The sequence below is a fragment of the Oceanotoga sp. genome (assembly GCF_030445905.1).
GTDB classification, from domain to species: domain Bacteria; phylum Thermotogota; class Thermotogae; order Petrotogales; family Petrotogaceae; genus Oceanotoga; species Oceanotoga teriensis.
On the sequence record NZ_JASUSU010000054.1, the window covers coordinates 1 to 19,476 of the forward strand.

The following is a 19,476-nucleotide window of genomic DNA, read 5'->3' on the forward strand; positions in this document are numbered from 1 at the left end:
GCTGGTTCTCAAGTCGTTGAGTGGAATGTTCAAATGGCAGGTGCTTTGGTTGCTGCTTTACCCACTCTTATCGTTTATATCGTTCTTGGTAAGTATTTCTTAAAAGGTCTTTTATCTGGTTCTGTTAAAGGTTAAGTTTATAATATTATATAATATATTTCATATATAGAATTACTCCAATTACAATCTGTGAAGTAGTAATTCATATTTATATTATATAATTTTTCAAGTTCAATAACTTTATAATTTTCATTAAATTTTCCATATTCATCTATTGCTATCAAATATACTTTTTTCCCATAATAATTATAATTTTTATTTAAACTCAAAGAAAAATAATTATTATATATTCTTATATTTAAAACATTATCAGAAATTTTTTTAGTTTTTCCATTCATATATTCTATATTTAAAATTTTAGTGTCTATATATTCATAATTATAATATTCTGAGGTATATTTTCTTGAAATATACTTACTTTCAAAAGCATTTATATATTGTTCAGAAAAATAATCTAATTTTATATTTTCTGGATAATATTTATTTTTTAAAATATTAACCATATTAATTTGTTCTATTTGATTATAAGTTTGATTATTTAATTTAGCAGTGAAATCTTTAAATCCAAAATTATTATAATCATTTTCATATTTTTTATTTGTTATATATATCTTTTCTTTTTCTTCAGCTATTATACAAGAATTTAAAATAAAAGTTGATAATAATATTATTAATAAAATTGTCATCCTTTTAATTTTTTTCATGATTTAACCCCCAAATTTTTTATTTTTATAATATTATTATATTAAATTAAATCATTTTATATAACTCATTTTCGATAATATGGTATTTTAGGGAGTAAAATGAATAAAACTCGATTCTTTTTTAAGAATCGAGTTTATTTTTTTTATTTAATATAAAATTTATATCTCTTATTAATTTTATTATTGCATAAAATATTGCATAAAATTCAAGTCTTCCCAAATACATTCCAAGTGTTTCTATCCAGATAACACCTAAAGGAGCATTAGGATTTGTTATTCCAACAGATAATCCAACTGCAGAAAGTGCTGAAGCATATTCAAACATTGAATCTTCAAGTGTATATCCATATCCCAATAAAACAAAAACTCCTATAAAATATACTATAAAATACATCATAAATACAGCAATTACATCTCTTAAAGTTTCAAAACCAATTTTCTTTCTTGATACTCCTTTATAAACTTCAACATGGAATTTTGTGCCATTAGGTTTGAAAAAAGATTTTATTTGAACTAATATTAATTTTAAAGCTATATAAACTCTGTATAATTTTAATCCTCCAGCAGTAGAATCCATCATTCCACCAAGTATCATCAAAATAGTCATTATTAAAAGGGCAAATAAATTCCAATTTTCAAATGAAACTGTTGAAAACCCAGTACCTGTTAAAGCAGAAATGACTTGAAAAGCTCCATGTCTAACGCCATTAGCTACTCCATATATATTTAATGTATTGAATAAAAATATAAATATAAATGATATTAGTAATATAAAAAACATAGTTTTTGGTTCAGGGTTTTTAAAAAATGGTTCCATTCTTATTCTTTCTTTAAATTCTAATTTATTTATTTTACCTTTCTTATAATCAAGTATATTTCTATAAGAATTTTTTATCATAATTGCTCCTGCATAATGAACACCAAAACCAGTTCCGCCCATTATCATTAAAAGCATTATTATTATATCCATTGAAACATTGTCAAATGCACCTATACTAAAATTTTTAGAAGAAAATCCTCCTGTTGCAAGTGCAGTTAAAGTATGATTAAAAGCTTCAAAAAATGGCAATTTTGAAATAAACATCAATAAAAGTATTCCAATAAAAGCCCAAATTAAATATATACCAGTTATAATTTTAGCTGAATCTCTTAAATTTGGAACTAAATTATCTGTTCTTCCTTCCGCTTGATACAAACCCACTCCCATACTACCAGCAGTTATAACCATTATAAGCGCAAAACCTGCTCCACCGATATACTGCATTATTGATCGCCAAATTATAAAAGTTCTTGATATTATTTCTACATCAGAAATCATCGTTAATCCTGTTGTTGTCCAGCCTGATGTAGATTCAAAAATAGCTTGATGTATATTAAGCATTCCTTCAAATACAAAAGGTAATGATGAAAAAAATATAGAAAAAGTCCATACAAAAAATATTATCATGACTGCATCTTGTACATTTAATTTTTCATATTTTTCTTCTTCTTTTTTTCTACCAAAAAATCTAAAAATTATACCTGTAGAAATAGTTAATAAAAATGTATAAAAAAAAGAAAAAAAAGTTCTTATATCACCATAAATAAAAGAGGTTGAACCAACCCCTAAAATTAAAAATGATAAATAAGTTATAACTTTACCTGTTATACTCATTATTTCCCTATATCTTAATTTTAAATAATGTCTATATGTCGGCATAAAATCACCTCTATTTTAATGCTTCTTTTACTTTTTGAACTTGTTCTTTTAGGCTAAATACTATTATTTTATCATTTTCTTCTATAATACTCTCACCTTGAGGAACTTTGATTTCTCCATCTGATTTTATTTGAACACCAATTATAGTATTTTCAGGTAATTTTATGTTTTTTAATTTTTTATTACATGATTTGTCTTTTATATTGATTAATAATTCTAATATAGATAGTTTTTCTACATAAGGATTAAAAAAATCAGTTATGTCTTCATAATTCAAAGAGGCTTCTATCAATTTTTCCATCCAAGATATTGGAGTTAATGTATTTACATTTATTGTTTTAAACATAAATTCATTTTCTGGAGAATTTACCAAAGAAACTATTCTTATATCTTCATAATATTGTCTTAATAACCAAGAAATTACAAAATTTTCTGAATCATTCTCTGATATTATTATTAAGGCACCAACTCTTGAAGTCATTTCTAAATTTTCAACCCAATCTATATCTGTTGGATCATTATTTATTAATTCTAATGAAGAATAATAAGCCTTTAGACCATCCATTAATTCTATATTTTCTTTTTTCTTACTTATATAATATACTTCATTTCCAAGTAATAATAGTTTTTTTGCAAGTGAGTATGCTAATGTATCTCCTTCAAAAATATAAAAAGTTTTTTTCTTCATATTTTATCTACCTTCTCAAAATCTTCAACTAATTGTTGTACAGAATTTTCTATAGGACAGAATAATTCAACATTTGCTTTTTTAAATATATCTTTTTTTATAGGATCATTAACTCTTGCTACAAGTTTAATATTTGGATTTATATTTTTAATTCCGTATGCAAGCATAAAATTTAAATTATCATCTGGAGTAACTATATATACCATATCTGCTTTTTCAAGTTTTACTCTATTTAATGCATCCATATCACTTGTATCAACCGTCATGGTAAACCCAGTAAAATTTCTATTACTAAGTCTTATAAAAGAATTTTCATCTTTATCTATAACTACAACAGAATGATTTTCAGAAAGTTTTAAAGCTAATTCTGAACCTAATCTTCCACATCCAATTATTATAATAAATTTTATTTTTTCCATAAAACACCTCTATTTTAAAGCATTAGAAGCTTTGTAATGTTTTTGTGCGAGTTCATCTTTTCCTTTTTTTCTATAAAATTTATAAAATAGTAAATGTGGTTGATATGAGTTAGGATTTTCATACATCAATTTAGATATTTTATTTTTTATGGAATAATATTGTATATGATTTTCTATATCTAATTCATCTATTAAATCACTTAAATAGTCATAATTTTCTTTAAGGCTTCTGTATTTAAAAATAGAAGATTTTACCATACCATAAAATTCTTCAGGTGTGACTGGCTTTTCGTGCCAGTCATCTACACCGAACTTTAAAGATTTTTTTAATCTATCTATTGTAACAAAATTACTTATTATATATAAATGTGTTTTTGGAAACAAACTTTTTATTTTTTCAAGTTTTTCAGTTATATCTTTACCATTTATCTCTATTTCAGATATTATCAATGAAAGTCTTTCTTTTTCTTCTGGATCATAATTTTCTAAAAAATTATCTATTTCCGAAATTTCAGAAAGTGTTTTAATATCAAAATCTATTTCAATTATATTTTGAAGAAGTTTTTTATACAAATTTATAACCGATTCTTCTTCTTCAATTATTATTATTTCAATTTTATTCATTATTTACCACCTTTAAAGGATAAACTCTCTAACATTTTCATCATCTATAACTGGTCCTAATTTATTTTTTACATAGTCTGAATCTATTTCTAAACTCCATGGTGTAGAAGCTGGAGCTTCAAAAGAAACTTCTTCTAATACTTTTTCTACTACAGTATAAAGTCTTCTTGCTCCTATATTTTCTATTTTTTGATTTAAATCAAAAGCTATGTGTGCAAGTTCTTTTATACCATCATCTGTAAATTTTATTTCAACTTCATCTGTTTTTAATAATTCTATATATTGTTTTAATATTGCATTTTGAGGTTTTGTCAAAATATTTAAGAAATCTTCTTCTGTTAAATCTTCTAATTCAACTCTTACTGGAAACCTTCCTTGTAATTCTGGAATCAAATCAGATGGTTTTGCTACATGGAAAGCTCCAGCTGCTATAAATAATATATAATCAGTTTTTACAGGTCCATATTTTGTAACAATATTAGTTCCTTCTACAATCGGAAGTAAATCTCTTTGAACTCCTTCCCTTGAAACTTCTCCACCATTACCTTGGCCATTTCTTGTAGTTATTTTATCTATTTCATCTAAAAATATTATTCCTCTATTTTGAGCTCTTTCTATGCCTTCATGTATCATTTTATCTTTGTCTATCAATTTTTCTGCTTCAATAGGTAATAATACTTTTCTTGCTTCTGATACTTTCATTCTTCTTTTATTTTTTTTCTTAGGCATCATATTTTGAAACATTTCACCTAATTGAATTCCCATATCTTCAAATTCTGGTCCCATACCAGCAAACATTGGTGATGAATCTTCTTCTAATTCTATTTCTATTTCTATTTCTTCTAATTCACCATTTTTTAATTTTTCAAATATCTCTGCTCTTCTTTTATTTATATCATCTGAATCTTTAACTTTATTATTTTCATTTTCATTGTTTATATATGGATTATTTTGTCCAAACATTTGTAACATTTCCATAAAAGGAGCTTTTTGTTCATTTTTCTTATTTCCTGGAACAAATATTTCTATTAATCTTTCTTCTACTAATTTTTCTGCTCTTTTTTCAACTTCAGAAATCATTTCTTTTCTAACTAAATTTATCGATACATCAACTAATTCTCTTATCATTGATTCAACATTTTTTCCAACATATCCAACTTCAGTAAATCTAGTTGCTTCAAATTTAACAAAAGGAGCATTAGCTATTTCTGCTAATCTTCTTGCAATTTCAGTTTTTCCGACCCCTGTTGGTCCCATCATTAAAATATTTTTTGGAATTATCTCTTTTTTTAATTCTTCATCAAGATTTAACCTTCTAATTCTATTTCTTAATGCTATTGCAACGAGCTTTTTTGCAGAATCTTGCCCAATTATATATTTATTTAATTCACCAACTATTTTCCTTGGTGTTAGTTGATCCAATACCATGTTTATCACCTCGACATAATTGTATCATATTAATTAATTTTTAAAAAGCGTGGTTAGCCCACGCTTTTTATACTTCATGTACTTTTAAAAGATTAGTTGTTCCAGAGAACCCATAAGGAATTCCCGCTGTAACTATTATATTATCACCTTTTTTTGAATAATCCATAGTTCTAACTATATTTGATATATTATTTAACATAGAATCTGTATCAACAAATTTTGACATTATTACAGGAGTTACTCCCCATACTAAAGCCATTCTATTATAAGTTTCTTTTCTTGGAGATGCAGCTATTATATTTACACTTCTTCTAAATCTTGATAATGCTCTCGCTGTATATCCGCTATAAGTAGAAGCTACTATAACATCTATATTTAAGTCTTCAGCAGTATCAATAGCAGCTTTTGATATTGCATTAGTTGCAAGATCTCCACCTTCCAAACTAAAATAATCAAATTTAAAAGTATAATCACCAAGATATTCTTCTGTTTCTTTTGCAACATTTACCATAACTTTTACTGCTTCAATTGGATACGCTCCTACTGAAGTTTCTGCTGAAAGCATTACCGCATCAGTTCCATCCAATATAGCATTTGCTATATCAGAAGCTTCAGCTCTTGTAGGTACAGGATTTTCAATCATAGTTTCAAGCATCTGAGTAGCAGTTATTACTGGTTTTGCTTTTGCATTCGCAAGTTCTATTATCCTTTTTTGTAATAATGGAACTTTTTGAACAGGAACTTCTACACCAAGATCTCCTCTTGCAACCATTACACCATCAGCAGCATCTATTATCGATTCTAAATTTTCAATTGCCTGTAATGTTTCAATTTTTACTATTACAGGAATATCAGGAGCTCCTAATTCTTTTAATATATTTTTTGTTTGTTTTACATCTTCTGGTTTTCTTACAAAAGACTGCGCAATATAATCAATACCCCATTTAACAGCATTTTCTATATAAAGTTTATCTTTTTTTGTTAATCCAGGAAGTTTTATATCAACACCAGGAACATTTATACCTCTTCTATGAGTAATAGTTCCACCATTTATTATTTTTGTATAAATATTTTTTTTATCAACTTTAATTACTTCTAATTTTACTTTACCATCATTTAATAAAATAAAATCTTTTGGTTGAACATCTTCTACTAAACCGGGATAAGTCAAGCTTACAATATGTTCATCTCCATCTAATTCATCAGCAGTTAATATGAATTCGTTTCCTTCAACAAGAGTAACTTCATCTGTTTTAAAATTTTTTGTTCTCATTTTAGGTCCTTCAAGGTCTAAAAGAACTGCTATTGGAACATTTAACTTTTCTCTTATTTCTTGAATTTTTTTTGTTCTTTCTCCATGTATTTGAGGATCACCATGTGAAGTATTAAGTCTTGCAACATTCATTCCTGTTTTTATTAATTTTTCTAACATCTCATCACTTTCAGTAGCTGGGCCTATTGTACATACTATTCTCGTCTTTTTTTCAAGCATATGATTCTCTCCTTTCTTTTCCTTTTATGAAAGTATTTTAGAGAGTTTTAATAAATCCATATCTAATTCTTTCTTTTCTGAAAGAACTTTTTCTATAGGAACTCTTGCCATATTTGATCTGCTGAGAGAAGTCATAACACCAAAATCTTTTTCTAATATAGCTTTTACAGCTTCATGACCCATTCTTGCTGCTAATAATCTATCGAAGGCACTTGGTGCTCCTCCCCTTTGAACATGACCAAGTATTGTTATTCTTGTTTCAAAACCAATTCTATTTTCAAGATGTCTTGAAACAGTATAAGCACTTGCAGCTCCTTCTGCTACAACTATTATAGAATTAATTTTTCCTCTTTGTCTTTCTTCCCAAATTCTTTCAGCTATAGCTTTAAAATCAACTGGATTTTCTGGTATTATTACAGCTTCTGCTCCAACAGCTATACCAGATGCAAGAGCTATATATCCCGAGCCTCTTCCCATTACTTCAACTACAAAAGCTCTTTCATGAGATGAAGCAGTATCTTTTAATTTTTGCATTGCTTCTACACAAGTATTTAAACAAGTATCAACACCTATACACATATCTGTAAAGGATATATCATTATCTATAGATCCTGGTATACCTATAACAGGAATTCCATGTTCTTCTGATAAAAGTTTTCCGCCTGTCAGACTACCTTCTCCACCTATAATAACTAAAACATCAATTCCTAATTCCTTTAAATTTTGAGCTGCTTTTGATCTTATTTCTGGAAGTTTAAACTCTGGAACTCTTGCTGTTCTAAGAATTGTTCCTCCTCTTTCCATTATTCCACCAACATCAGAAAAAGAAAACTTTCTGAATTCTTTATCAAGAATACCAGCAAAGCCTCTATAAAATGCATAAACTTCTAATCCTTCTGTAACCGCTGATCGGGTAACAGCTCTTATTGCTGCATTCATTCCTGGTGCATCTCCACCACTTGTTATAATACCTATTCTTTTTATTTCGGACATAAAAATAACCTCCTCGTTTCTTATGAAAGTTTAGCATATAATAAAATTGACCCATTTTATTATATCATTAATTATAAGTATTTTTTATTAAATTATAGTTTTTTTCTTTTATATATTCGAAATCATTTGTGATTTTTTTTATTATTACAACCGATATATTAATATACAGTAAAATAAAGTAAATTTTTGAATCATTATATTCTCATTGTGATATAATTATTTTTAAGGAGGGATTATTATGATTGAGTTATATGATAAGGATAAAATAGTTAATATCCTAAAAGGATATAGCATCAGAGTTACTCCCAATCGTTTAAAAGTGGCAGAAATAATTTTAAATTCAGAAGTTCATCCTTCAATCGATGAAATTCATACTATTTTAACTAAAAGCGGAAAAAATATTTCTTTTACTTCAGTATATAATATCATAAAAATGTTTCAATCAGCAGGTATTGTAAAAGAAATAAAGTCCAAAGATAGATCTAGATATGATGCTAATCTCAAACCACATTCGCATTTTATATGTAAAAATTGTGGTAGAGTTTTTGATGTTGATATGGAAATTACAAATTCAAATTTTCCAACATCTATAAATGGTATGTCCGTGGACAGTCTTGAAGTAACATATTATGGTCTATGTTCAGAATGTAATAATGATAATAAGGATAATTAAATATTAAAGACGGCTAATTAGCCGTCTTTAATATTTAATATTTAATTCTTTATTTGCTTTTAACTCATTTAATCTTGATATTTTTGTATTATGTGGTGCCTTTTTTATTATATCAGGATTTGTTTTAGCTTCTTCAACTATTGTTTTAAAATTTTCTATAACTATATCTAATCTTTCTTTTGATTCTGTTTCTGTAGGTTCTATCATCATAGCTTCTTTTACTATTAATGGAAAATATACTGTTGGTGGATGTATATCAAAATCCATTAATCTTTTTGCAATATCTAATGTCTTAACTCCATATTCTTTCAAAAAAGATCCATCTATTACAAATTCATGTTTACATATTCCTTCATGAGACATGTTCATATATTCAGACATTTTTTTCTTCATATAATTAGCATTTAAAACTGCTAATTCACTTGCCCTTTTTAAACCATCTGAGCCCATGCTTAAAATATAAATATAAGCTTTTAAATATACTAAGAAATTTCCATAAAAGCTTCTTACTCTCCCTATAGAATGTTTAATATTGTAATTTATAAAGTATTTATCTTCTTTACTTTTTTCTACTATTGGTTTTGGTAAATAATCTTTTAAAAATTCTTTTACTCCAACAGTGCCACTTCCAGGCCCTCCCATTCCGTGAGGTGTTGAAAGAGTTTTATGTAAATTTAAATGGACTACATCAAATCCCATATCTCCAGGTCTTACTTTTCCCATTATTGCGTTTAAATTAGCTCCATCATAATAAAGTAATGTGTTATTTGATTTTGCAATTTTTGATATTTCTAATATATCTTTTTCAAAAATACCCAAGGTATTTGGATTAGTTAACATTATTGCTGCTATATCTTCTGTCATTATCTTTTTTAATTCTTCTATATCAACAGTACCATTTATATTAGATTTAACTTCAACAATTTCAAATCCAGCCATTTTAGCTGATGCAGGATTAGTTCCGTGAGCCGAATCAGGTACTATAACTTTAGTTTTATTTTTAAAACCATTAGTTTCAAGATATTTTTTTATTATCAACATACCTGTGAGTTCTCCATGTGCACCTGCAGCCGGCTGTAAAGTAACTGCATCCATACCTGTAAGTTCTCCAAGATAATTTTGTAATTCATACATTATTTGTAAATTACCTTGTACAGTTTCTTCTTCTTGATAAGGATGTATAAATTTAAAATTTTCCCAATTAGCTATTTCTTCGTTTAATACAGGATTATATTTCATAGTACATGATCCTAGTGGATAAAAACCCTTATCTACAGAATGATTTAATTTTTCAAGTTCATCATAATGTCTTATTACTTCTAATTCATATGTTTCTGGTAAATTTGGTAGTTCTTTTCTTAAATATTTTTTATCTATATTTTCTTTAGGAACATCTAATTCTGGAATTCTAAAACCTGTTCTTCCATTCATTGATTTATCAAAAATTAACTTCATATTATCCCCTCCAAAAAAGAACATATAAAGTCTATTTCTTCTTTAGTATTTAATTCAGTAGCACAAAATAAAGCAATATTTTTTTCACCTGTTATTTTTTCTAAATTTAAAGGGCCAAAATATTTTTGTTCATGCAATTTTTTATTTATTTTATCTATAGAAATTTTTGATTTTAAAGCAAATTCATTAAAAAATGTTCCTTCAAAAACAGGTTCAAATTTTTCTGTTTTTATTAGCTTATTATATAAATAATGAGATTTATGATAATTTTGCATCGCTATTTCTTTTATACCTGTTCTACCCATTATACTCATATAAACAGCAGCTAATAAAGCATTATGAGCGTGATTCGAACAGATATTTGAAGTTGCTTTTTCTCTTCTTATATGCTGTTCTCTTGTTTGAAGAATCATCACAAATCCTTCTTTCCCATTGTCATCTATAGTTTTACCTATAATTCTTCCCGGCATATTTCTAATAAATTCTTTTTTAGAAGAAAAAAATCCAAATCCTGGTCCTCCAAACCCTGGGGCATTTCCAAGAGGTTGCCCTTCTCCAACAACTATATCAGCTCCAAGTTTACCGGGTGATTGAAAAGCTCCAAGCATTATAGGATTTGTAACAACTATTAAAAGTATATTTTTTGGAATAATTTTTCTTATTTCTTCTATATCTTCAATTATTCCATAAAAGTTTGGATAACCTATTACTACAGAAGATATTTCATCATTTATTTTATTTTTTAAATCTGTTATGTTGATTTTCCCTGTTTTTTTATCATAATTTATCTTTTCTAAATTGAATTCTTGAGGTTTTAAATATGTCTCACAAACTTCAATATATTCAGGATGTATAGTATCCGCTATTAATGTTTTATATTTTTTATTAATTCTACCAGCCATTAAAATTGCCTCTGCAACTGAAGTTGCTCCATCATACATAGATGAATTTGAAACTTCTAAACCTGTAAGCTCAGATATCATAGTTTGAAATTCATACATTATTTGTAATGTCCCTTGAGAAACTTCAGCTTGATAAGGGGTATAAGCTGTTAAAAAACCTCTTTTAGCTCCTATTTGATATACTATTGATGGAATATAATGATTATATATTCCACCTCCTCTAAAACAACCAAAATCTCTAATATTGTCATTTAAAGATGCTTTTTCTCTTAAACTTCTTTTTAAATTAATTTCTGATATTGAATTTGGTATGTTAAGATCTCTATTTAATAATTCCGGAACATCTGAATAAAGATCATCTATAGCATTTACTCCTATGGTTTTTAGCATTTTATTTATATCTTCATCTGTATGTGGAAGATAAGGATACATTGCCAATTTTTTCACCCCTATTTTTATTTTTTTCCGCCTTTTGATGTCCCTTTATAAAAAGGCGTTTTTATTATTTTTGCTTCTAATAATTTATTTTTTGCTTTTATAAAAATTTCATTTCCTATTTTTGATTTATCTTTATCTATATATATCAAAGCAAGATTTTTATTTAATGTTGGAGATTTAACTCCACTTGTTACATAACCTATTTTATTATCAGCAGCATCATAAACTCCATAATCATGTCTAACTGGCATTTTAGAATTAATTTCAATTCCTCTTAAAACTTTTTTTAATCCATTTTTTTGCTGTTCTAAAATTTTTTCTGAACCTATAAAGTTTTTTTCAAGATTTAACGTCCATTTTAATCCCGCTTCTAACGGTGTAATTTCATCATTCATTTCATTACCATATAATAAAAGTTTAGGTTCAAATCTTAAAGTATCTCTTGCTCCTAAACCTGATGGACTTCCTCCTACTTCTTCTACAAGTTGCAAAAGTTTTTTCCATATTTCAACACTTATTTCATTTTTACAATATATTTCAAATCCATCTTCCCCTGTATAACCTGTTCTTGATAATATTATTTCAAAGTTGTCATATTTTAATGTTCTAAATTTATAAAATTCTATTTCATTTAAATCATATGTAAATATTTTTTGTAATTGTTTTTCTGCTAAAGGTCCTTGAATGGCAATTTGAGCTATTTCATCTGATATGTTTTTTATATTGATATTGTAATTTTTTGATTGTTCTCTTATCCAATTAAAGTCTTTTTCAATATTAGAAGCATTTACTACAAGTAAAAAATTCTCTTCATCATATTTATAAGCAAGAAGATCATCTACTATACCTCCTTCATGATTACACATAGGAGTATATAATATGTCATAAGGTTTCATATCTTCTATTCTATTTGGTAATAAATATTCTATAAATTTTTGTGCATCTTTTCCTTTTATTTCTATTTCTCCCATATGGGATACATCAAAAATTCCAACTTTCTCTCTAACTTTATTATGTTCTTCAATTATAGATGTATACCATACAGGCATTTCCCAACCACCAAACTCTATCATCTTTGCATTCAATTTTAGATGTTCTTCATACAAAGGTGTTTTCTTTAATTCTCCCATGTTGTATCCTCCCCTTTTATAATATTTATTATTTCTTTGGATTCTTTATAATTACTATCTTCTACATATATTGAGTAATAAGTACCAACTCCCATATATTCCATTCCTATACCAGTAGAAGACTTTATTATAATTTTTATATTTTTTTCTTCAAAATAAGCTTTTATTAATTGCAATTCTGTGTAATTTAACATTTCTATAACTTTTTTTATTTAAATCACCTCCAATTAATTATATCACGAGATATGAAATTTTTTTCAATGAAGATTTTCACAATACAACTTAATTAAAACTAATTATACTTTATTAATAATGAAATTATACTTTACTTTTAAAAATTTGATTATGATTAGTTATGTCATTCTTTTATTTATTGTTAATATAATTTTTGTATAATATATAGGATTTAATTCAAATTAAATAATCTAAAAATTTGCAATAAATAAGGAGGGTAGACGTTATAGTCAAATAAAAAATATTTTAATTTTGATTTTATATTATTTTTTATTTTACATAGCGGTTTAGTAATGAATATAATAAAACATATCAGTAATGAATTAAAAGTTTCTGAAAAAGGTGTAAATAATACTATAAAACTTTTAGAAGATGGTAATACAGTTCCTTTTATAAGTCGTTACAGAAAAGAATTAACTGGAAATTTTAATGAAGAAATAATAAGAAAAATTGATGAACTTAATAATTATTATAAAAATTTGGAATCTTATAAAGAAACTGTTTTAAAAAGTATTGACGAACAAGGTCAATTAACTGAAGATTTAAAAATCAGTATTTTAAATTGTACTAAAATGCCTGATTTAGAAGATATTTACTTACCTTATAAAAAAAGAAAAAAAACAAAGGCAGATAAAGCTATTGAAGCTGGTTTAGAAGATCCTACACTTATCATTTTAAATGGTAAAAATATTGAAAAAGATTTTTTTAAAACATATATAAATGATGAATATCCTAATGAAGATTCAATTATAGAAGGTATTTCTCATATTATAGGTCAAAAATTTGCTCATGATAAAATCATAAGAGAAAAATTAAGAAATAATTATGAAAAATTTGGATTTATTATTTCAAATAAGAAAAAAGATTTTTTAGAAACTGAAACAAAATATGATATGTATAATGAATTTTCTCAAAAAATTTCTGAAATACAAGATTATAGAGTTCTCGCAATTAATAGAGGCGAAAAAGAAAATATTTTAACTGTAAAATTAGAATTACATAATTCTTATATTAATGCCTTATTTAATTTATATATGACAAATAAATCTTATAATGATGAAATTATTTCTTTAGGGCTTGATTATGGTTTTAAGAGTCTTCTTAATCCTTCAATAGAAAGAGAAATACGTCAAAATTTATCTTTAAAAGCTGAAGAATCAGCAATTAACTTATTTTCAAACAATTTAAGACAACTTTTATTAACTCCCCCTTTAAAAAATAAAAGAATATTAGCTATTGATCCAGGTTTTAGAACAGGTTGTAAAGTAGTTGCCATTAATGAATTTGGAAATTTTTTAGAATATAATACCATTTTTCCAGTTCCACCAAAAAATGATTTTTTTGGTTCTGAAAAAACTGTATTGAATATGATAAAAAAACATAATTTAAATTTAATTGTAATTGGAAATGGAACAGCTTCAAGAGAAACACAAAATTTTATTGTTCAAGTTAAGAAAAATAATAATCTTAACATTAAATATATTTTTGCAAATGAAGCTGGAGCTTCTGTATATTCAGCATCTAAAATAGCAAAACAAGAATTTCCAGATTTCGATGTAACTATAAGAGGAGCAATTAGTATTGGTAGAAGAATTCAAGATCCATTAGCTGAATTAGTAAAAATAGATCCAAAATCTATAGGTGTTGGACAATATCAACATGATGTCAATCAAAAATCATTAAAAGAAAAATTGAATAATGTTGTTGAAAGTGTTGTTAATTACGTTGGAGTAAATTTAAATACAGCATCATCTTCTCTTTTACAATTTGTTTCTGGTATTACACCTACTATTTCTAAAAGAATTATACAATATCGTGAAAATACTGGTTCTTTTAAATCTAGAGATGAAATTAAAAATATTAAAGGACTTGGCCCAAAATCTTTTGAACAGAGTGCAGGTTTTTTGAGAATTTTTGATAGTACAAATCCACTTGATATGACAGGTATTCATCCAGAAAGTTATAATTTTACAATTGATTTTATACAATTTTTAGGGTATTCTATTGATAAGATATTCGACAAAGAATTTAAAGATACTCTTAATAATATTTTAAATGATGATAATAGAATTAAAGATATTTCAGAAGAATTAAATATTGGTACTTATACTTTAGAAGATATAATAAAAGAACTTTTAAAGCCTGGCAGAGATTTAAGAGATGATTTACCAGCGCCAATTCTTTTTGATGATGTTTTAAATTTTGAAGATTTAAAAGAAGGTATGGTTCTTGAAGGAAAAATAACAAATATAACAGATTTTGGTGCTTTTGTAGATTTAGGTATTAAAGAAAGTGGTTTAATTCATAAATCTAATCTATCTGATAGTTATGTAAAACATCCAACAGATGTTGTTAAAATAAATGATATAGTAAGAGTTGAAATAATAAAAATTGATAAAAATCTTAAAAGAATTAATCTTAAAAGATTAAATAAAAAGGGCGCTTGACAGCGCCCTATTTTTATTATTTTACTCTCTCTTTTAATTCTTTTCCAGCTATAAATTTAGGTACTTTTCTTGCAGGTATTTTTATCTGCTTACCTGTTTGAGGATTTACACCTTTTCTTGCAGCTCTTTGTTGTACTTTAAATGTACCAAATCCAACTAACTTAACTTCCCCTTCTTTTTCTAATTCTTCAGATACTACTGAAACAAAGCTATCAACAAATACCTCAGCTTGTTTTTTTGTTGTTGAAGCTTTTTCTGATAAAGCATCTACTAATTCCTTTTTATTCATCAAAATACCCCCTTTCGATAATTAAAGAACTTTTATGTTAAATCAAAATTTGTTTTTTCTATAAATAGAAGCTAAAATTTTTATTCTTTTATCATTTATTATTGATCTTAAAAAATTATAATCTTTTATTTTATGATTATTTCCAATTAAATCTATATAACCATATTCAATATCTTCATCGTATATATATAATCTTGATTTACCATAATTATTCCAAATTTTAAAATCATAATAATAATCATATTTTAATTGTTCTAATATGTCTTTAATTCTTTTTTTTCTTTCAAATATTATTTCATTTATTTTTAGTATTGTATTTATCTTCCATATAATTTCATCAGTATTTTTTTCATTTTTAATATTTTCAATATATGTTTCTAATGAAAAAAATTCATTATCTTTAATTCCTACTATTGAAAAATTAATCAATAAATCTAAGAATATATTTAAATCTTCTTTGAAATCTATATTTATATTCTTTATCAAATATTCTTGATTAAAAAATTCAAAATCATTCTCTATTAATTTATTTTTTTTATAATTATTTATATACTTACTTTTTAATAAAAAATAAACCATATATACTTTAGAACCTTCTTTACGTGTATATTATATCATAATATATTTTTTTAAACAACATGTTTTTAATTTTTTATTAATCTTATTGGACTAAATTTCAAATTAACTTAATATTTGAAATTTAAATATTCCACGAAAATAACCATTTTCTTTTATTGGCATCCAAGTTGGATCAGAAAGTTTGATTTCTTCAAGTTTGACAACTCTTATCTCACCTAAATTATCATTATCAACTGGTCCAGTATGATAAATTAAAAAATCTTCTCCATAATTTTTTATATATATCATAACATGATAAGGAAAATTAATATCTTCTGGATGTATAAAATACAATATATTTCCACTTTCTGCCTTATTTATATCTTTTCCAATATATTTCATGTTTTTTTCTATCAATATTCTTGCAGAAACAAAATTTGTCCAATTATCTTCAGACTTAAATATATTAGTACCTATATTAGGTATTTCAGGATAATTATATTTATTTATATCTTCATAAATAATTCCTTTATATCCTGTTTCTAATAACCATTTTGAATCATGTTTTTTTAAAGATTCTTTATATGCAAATCTTATAAGTCCTGCACAATCAGCATAATTTTCTGGTAATTTCATATTATTATTCGCAATATTTATTATTATGGAATTAAACCAATTATTAAAATTTTCAGAATCTTCTTGGTTTAACTTTAAAATATTTTCAATATCTGTTTTATTATTTATTTTAATTCCTTTTTTATCTTTTGTTATTATTATTGTGAATGATGATACTATTAATACAATTAATAGTATCATCATTATTATTTTTTTTCTTATTAGAAACTCACCTCTGGTCTTTCATAAGAGTATGAAGGCACTTCAAAATATTCTCTAGTTTCATATCCAAGATTTCCAGAAATTATATTAGTAGGAAATCTTTTTATTTTAGAGTTATAATCTCTAATTGAATCATTGTACCTTTTTCTACTAACGGATATTCTATTTTCTGTTCCTGATAATTCATCCATCAATTGAATAAAAACTTTATCAGATTTTAGTTCTGGATAACTTTCACTTATAGCTAAAAGCCTTGATAATGCACTATTCATTTCTCCTGCAGCTTTCATAGTTTCATCAGTAGTTTGTGCACCTATTAATTTTGCTCTGGCTTCTGAAACTTGTGTAAATATTTCTTTTTCTTGTGAAGCATAACCTTTTACAGTATTTACCAAGTTTGGTATTAAATCTGCTCTTCTCATTAATTGATTTTCTATTTCAGCCCAATTTGAATCTAAAGATTCATTTAAATTAACTAAACTATTATAAGTAGAAAAATACCAACCAAATATACCTATAGCAAATAATCCTATAATAACTAAAACTAATATTAATCCTTTTTTCATTTTTTTCCTCCTATAAATTTTATATATTAAAAACTTCTTCCAGCACCACCGCCACCTGATGAACCTCCACCAAATGACGAACCTCCACTACTGCTTCCACTTCCACCGCCAAATCCTCCACTACTACTTCCTATTCTTGGTATTATATATGTTTTTCTGTATATATTTCCACAATTTGGACATTTATATACATATAAACCTTGTCCTGCTGAGTATCTTGTAGCTCTTTTTATTACTCTTTTTTGAGACATTTTCATTCTTTTACCACATGATGAACATTTTGGTGTAGTGAATATTGCTATTAATACTATTATTATAAAAGTTCCCATAATAATAAAAACTAAAAATATCGGATTAAAATCATCTGATGACTCTTCTAAATCGATATCCCCAGATAAATAATCATTTATAGCTTCTAAAACATTTATAACTGCTAAATCATAATTTTTTTTAGAAAGATTTTCCATCATATATGTATCTATAAGTCTTCCAACTTTTCCATCAGGAAAATCGCCTTCTAAACCATATCCAGTTTCTATCTCTATTCTGCTTTTGCCTTTTTCTTCAGATAAAGCTATTAATATTAATAATCCATTATCTTTTTCTTTATCACCTATTTTCCAAGAATTAAAAATTTCTGTAGCCATTTCTTTTGGGGTTATTTCATCTTGAACAGATAAAGTTACAACTGCTATTTCTATTCCTTTATTAGATCTTATATCTTTTATTAGATTCTCTATTTTTTGATCTTCTTTTAATATGTTTAAATAATCATTTGTGTTTGAATAATGTTTTGGAACTTCCCATGAGAATATTAATATTGAAATATACATGATTAAAAATATAGTTATAGATTTTTTATTCAAGATTTTTTCCCTCACTTTGTTTTATTTTAATATATTATACCATTTATAAATTAAACTTAAAAGAATTATTTTTAATTTATGATATAATAAACTCTGATTTATAATGTCTTTCATTTTTGTAAGTTTAAAAACTTTCTTGTAAGTTATTTTTAATGTTATATATTTTATCAGAAAGTATAATTATTTTAAATACTTATAAGAGGTGATATTTTTTGAAAAATAAATTTTTTTTGATTTTATTTTTGGTTTTGTTTTTGACTTCGTTTTCAAATATAAATTCAGATCTAAAAATAAATATTAATGTTAATGACGATTACACTTTTTTAAAAGAAGAAATTTTTACTTTCAGTTCTATTTCTTTAGGAACTTTTATATTTGATGAGTCTATAAGAAATTTTAATGAATCTATAAATATAAAATTTCCAAGTATTGAAAGTATTACAGATGAAAAAGTTCTTTTAGGTGGAAATTCTACTATATTTTTTTATTCTATATTTTCTAAGGATAAAAAACTTCAAAGAGTTTCTTTAGAAAGTTTCCAAAAAGCTTTTTTTGCAGGTTCTATTGCCTATGCTTCAAAAATTTTTTTTGGTAGAGCAAGACCTTATTTGGAACTCGGTCATAACAATTTTGACTTTTTTAACTTTAATTATAATTTTCATTCTTTTCCATCGGGTCATTCAACTGTTTCTTGGGCTTTATTAACTCCATATGCTGAAAATTATAATAAAGCATTTTATATAATTCCTGCTTTTATTTCTATTTCAAGAATTATTGAAGATAAACATTGGACTTCTGATGTTATAATTGGTTCTGCATTAGGATTTTTTATAGGTAAATATTTACCTTATTTTGAATTTTCTTTTTAAATTTAATTAGTGACTTGAAAAATAGAGCAATAAAAAAGGGATATGAAATAAAAAACAAGTAAATGAAAAGCAACAAAAATAAAAACAAGTAAAAAAAGGAATAAA

General features: G+C 25.4%; 20 protein-coding genes and 1 pseudogene. 4 read left to right on the forward strand and 17 right to left on the reverse strand.

Going from position 1 to position 19,476, the window contains the following annotated elements; all coding sequences use genetic code 11:
• A pseudogene (locus tag PWP28_RS13885) lies at window positions 1–135 on the forward strand (carbohydrate ABC transporter permease); the annotation flags it as partial.
• 2 nt (window positions 136–137) lie between these two features.
• Here the strand turns inward: PWP28_RS13885 and PWP28_RS12280 are convergent.
• The 8 genes from PWP28_RS12280 to pfkA all read right to left on the reverse strand — a co-directional run bounded on the left by PWP28_RS12280 (window position 138) and on the right by pfkA (window position 8,098).
• Complete coding sequence (locus PWP28_RS12280; RefSeq protein ID WP_109606546.1) at window positions 138–764, reverse strand: hypothetical protein; 627 nt, start codon at window positions 762–764, stop codon at window positions 138–140.
• A gap of 121 nt (window positions 765–885) precedes the next feature.
• Window positions 886–2,463, reverse strand: coding sequence for a TrkH family potassium uptake protein (locus tag PWP28_RS12285; protein ID WP_109606548.1), 1,578 nt, complete (start codon window positions 2,461–2,463; stop codon window positions 886–888).
• Between the two features lie 10 nt (window positions 2,464–2,473).
• Window positions 2,474–3,151: a TrkA C-terminal domain-containing protein gene (locus PWP28_RS12290; protein WP_109606549.1), complete on the reverse strand. Its 678-nt coding sequence runs from the start codon at window positions 3,149–3,151 to the stop codon at window positions 2,474–2,476.
• Window positions 3,148–3,570 (reverse strand): NAD(P)-binding protein, encoded by a 423-nt coding sequence (locus PWP28_RS12295; protein ID WP_109606551.1) that lies wholly within the window; start codon window positions 3,568–3,570, stop codon window positions 3,148–3,150. The genes PWP28_RS12290 and PWP28_RS12295 overlap by 4 nt, the downstream gene beginning before the upstream one ends.
• A 9-nt stretch (window positions 3,571–3,579) precedes the next feature.
• Window positions 3,580–4,194 carry a response regulator gene (locus tag PWP28_RS12300; protein ID WP_109606553.1) on the reverse strand — a complete coding sequence of 205 codons (615 nt, stop codon included), beginning with the start codon at window positions 4,192–4,194 and terminating at the stop codon, window positions 3,580–3,582.
• A 12-nt stretch (window positions 4,195–4,206) separates the two neighbouring features.
• Complete coding sequence (hslU, locus tag PWP28_RS12305; protein ID WP_109606555.1) at window positions 4,207–5,622, reverse strand: ATP-dependent protease ATPase subunit HslU; 1,416 nt, start codon at window positions 5,620–5,622, stop codon at window positions 4,207–4,209.
• Between the two features lie 67 nt (window positions 5,623–5,689).
• Complete coding sequence (gene pyk, locus PWP28_RS12310) at window positions 5,690–7,114, reverse strand: pyruvate kinase (protein ID WP_308644853.1); 1,425 nt, start codon at window positions 7,112–7,114, stop codon at window positions 5,690–5,692.
• A gap of 24 nt (window positions 7,115–7,138) precedes the next feature.
• The gene (gene pfkA, locus PWP28_RS12315) at window positions 7,139–8,098 is read right to left on the reverse strand and encodes a 6-phosphofructokinase (protein WP_170110834.1); all 960 of its coding nucleotides are present in this window, start codon (window positions 8,096–8,098) and stop codon (window positions 7,139–7,141) included.
• A gap of 247 nt (window positions 8,099–8,345) precedes the next feature.
• Between pfkA and PWP28_RS12320 the strand changes: the two genes are divergently transcribed.
• Window positions 8,346–8,780, forward strand: coding sequence for a Fur family transcriptional regulator (locus PWP28_RS12320; protein WP_109606561.1), 435 nt, complete (start codon window positions 8,346–8,348; stop codon window positions 8,778–8,780).
• A gap of 27 nt (window positions 8,781–8,807) precedes the next feature.
• Here the strand turns inward: PWP28_RS12320 and gcvPB are convergent, their stop codons facing one another.
• Genes gcvPB through PWP28_RS12340 form a run of 4 tightly spaced genes read right to left on the reverse strand, consistent with a single transcriptional unit; the run spans window position 8,808 to window position 12,899 of the window.
• A complete protein-coding gene (gcvPB, locus tag PWP28_RS12325) occupies window positions 8,808–10,235 on the reverse strand; it encodes an aminomethyl-transferring glycine dehydrogenase subunit GcvPB (RefSeq protein WP_109606563.1) in 1,428 nt (475 codons plus the stop codon).
• Window positions 10,232–11,569 carry an aminomethyl-transferring glycine dehydrogenase subunit GcvPA gene (gene gcvPA, locus PWP28_RS12330; RefSeq protein WP_308644858.1) on the reverse strand — a complete coding sequence of 446 codons (1,338 nt, stop codon included), beginning with the start codon at window positions 11,567–11,569 and terminating at the stop codon, window positions 10,232–10,234. The genes gcvPB and gcvPA overlap by 4 nt, the downstream gene beginning before the upstream one ends.
• A gap of 23 nt (window positions 11,570–11,592) precedes the next feature.
• Window positions 11,593–12,705, reverse strand: a complete 1,113-nt coding sequence (gene gcvT, locus PWP28_RS12335; RefSeq protein ID WP_308644854.1) for a glycine cleavage system aminomethyltransferase GcvT — start codon at window positions 12,703–12,705, stop codon at window positions 11,593–11,595.
• Window positions 12,693–12,899, reverse strand: a complete 207-nt coding sequence (locus PWP28_RS12340; protein ID WP_109606567.1) for a hypothetical protein — start codon at window positions 12,897–12,899, stop codon at window positions 12,693–12,695. The genes gcvT and PWP28_RS12340 overlap by 13 nt, the downstream gene beginning before the upstream one ends.
• Before the next feature lie 333 nt (window positions 12,900–13,232).
• On the opposite strand from PWP28_RS12340, the gene PWP28_RS12345 reads away from it, so the two are divergent.
• Complete coding sequence (locus tag PWP28_RS12345) at window positions 13,233–15,386, forward strand: Tex family protein (RefSeq protein WP_308644855.1); 2,154 nt, start codon at window positions 13,233–13,235, stop codon at window positions 15,384–15,386.
• 16 nt (window positions 15,387–15,402) lie between these two features.
• Here the strand turns inward: PWP28_RS12345 and PWP28_RS12350 are convergent, their stop codons facing one another.
• From PWP28_RS12350 to PWP28_RS12370, 5 genes are all read right to left on the reverse strand, one after another.
• Entirely contained in the window at window positions 15,403–15,675 is a 273-nt protein-coding gene (locus PWP28_RS12350; RefSeq protein WP_109606571.1) for an HU family DNA-binding protein, read from the reverse strand.
• Between the two features lie 42 nt (window positions 15,676–15,717).
• Complete coding sequence (locus PWP28_RS12355) at window positions 15,718–16,254, reverse strand: hypothetical protein (RefSeq protein WP_308644856.1); 537 nt, start codon at window positions 16,252–16,254, stop codon at window positions 15,718–15,720.
• Between the two features lie 102 nt (window positions 16,255–16,356).
• Entirely contained in the window at window positions 16,357–17,052 is a 696-nt protein-coding gene (locus PWP28_RS12360; RefSeq protein WP_264150179.1) for a DUF1175 domain-containing protein, read from the reverse strand.
• A gap of 17 nt (window positions 17,053–17,069) precedes the next feature.
• On the reverse strand, window positions 17,070–17,636 hold the full coding sequence (locus PWP28_RS12365; RefSeq protein ID WP_109606577.1) for a LemA family protein: 567 nt from the start codon (window positions 17,634–17,636) through the stop codon (window positions 17,070–17,072).
• Between the two features lie 26 nt (window positions 17,637–17,662).
• Window positions 17,663–18,502 carry a TPM domain-containing protein gene (locus PWP28_RS12370; protein ID WP_308644857.1) on the reverse strand — a complete coding sequence of 280 codons (840 nt, stop codon included), beginning with the start codon at window positions 18,500–18,502 and terminating at the stop codon, window positions 17,663–17,665.
• 212 nt (window positions 18,503–18,714) lie between these two features.
• On the opposite strand from PWP28_RS12370, the gene PWP28_RS12375 reads away from it, so the two are divergent.
• Complete coding sequence (locus PWP28_RS12375; protein WP_109606579.1) at window positions 18,715–19,371, forward strand: phosphatase PAP2 family protein; 657 nt, start codon at window positions 18,715–18,717, stop codon at window positions 19,369–19,371.
• The last annotated feature ends 105 nt before the right edge of the window (window positions 19,372–19,476 follow it).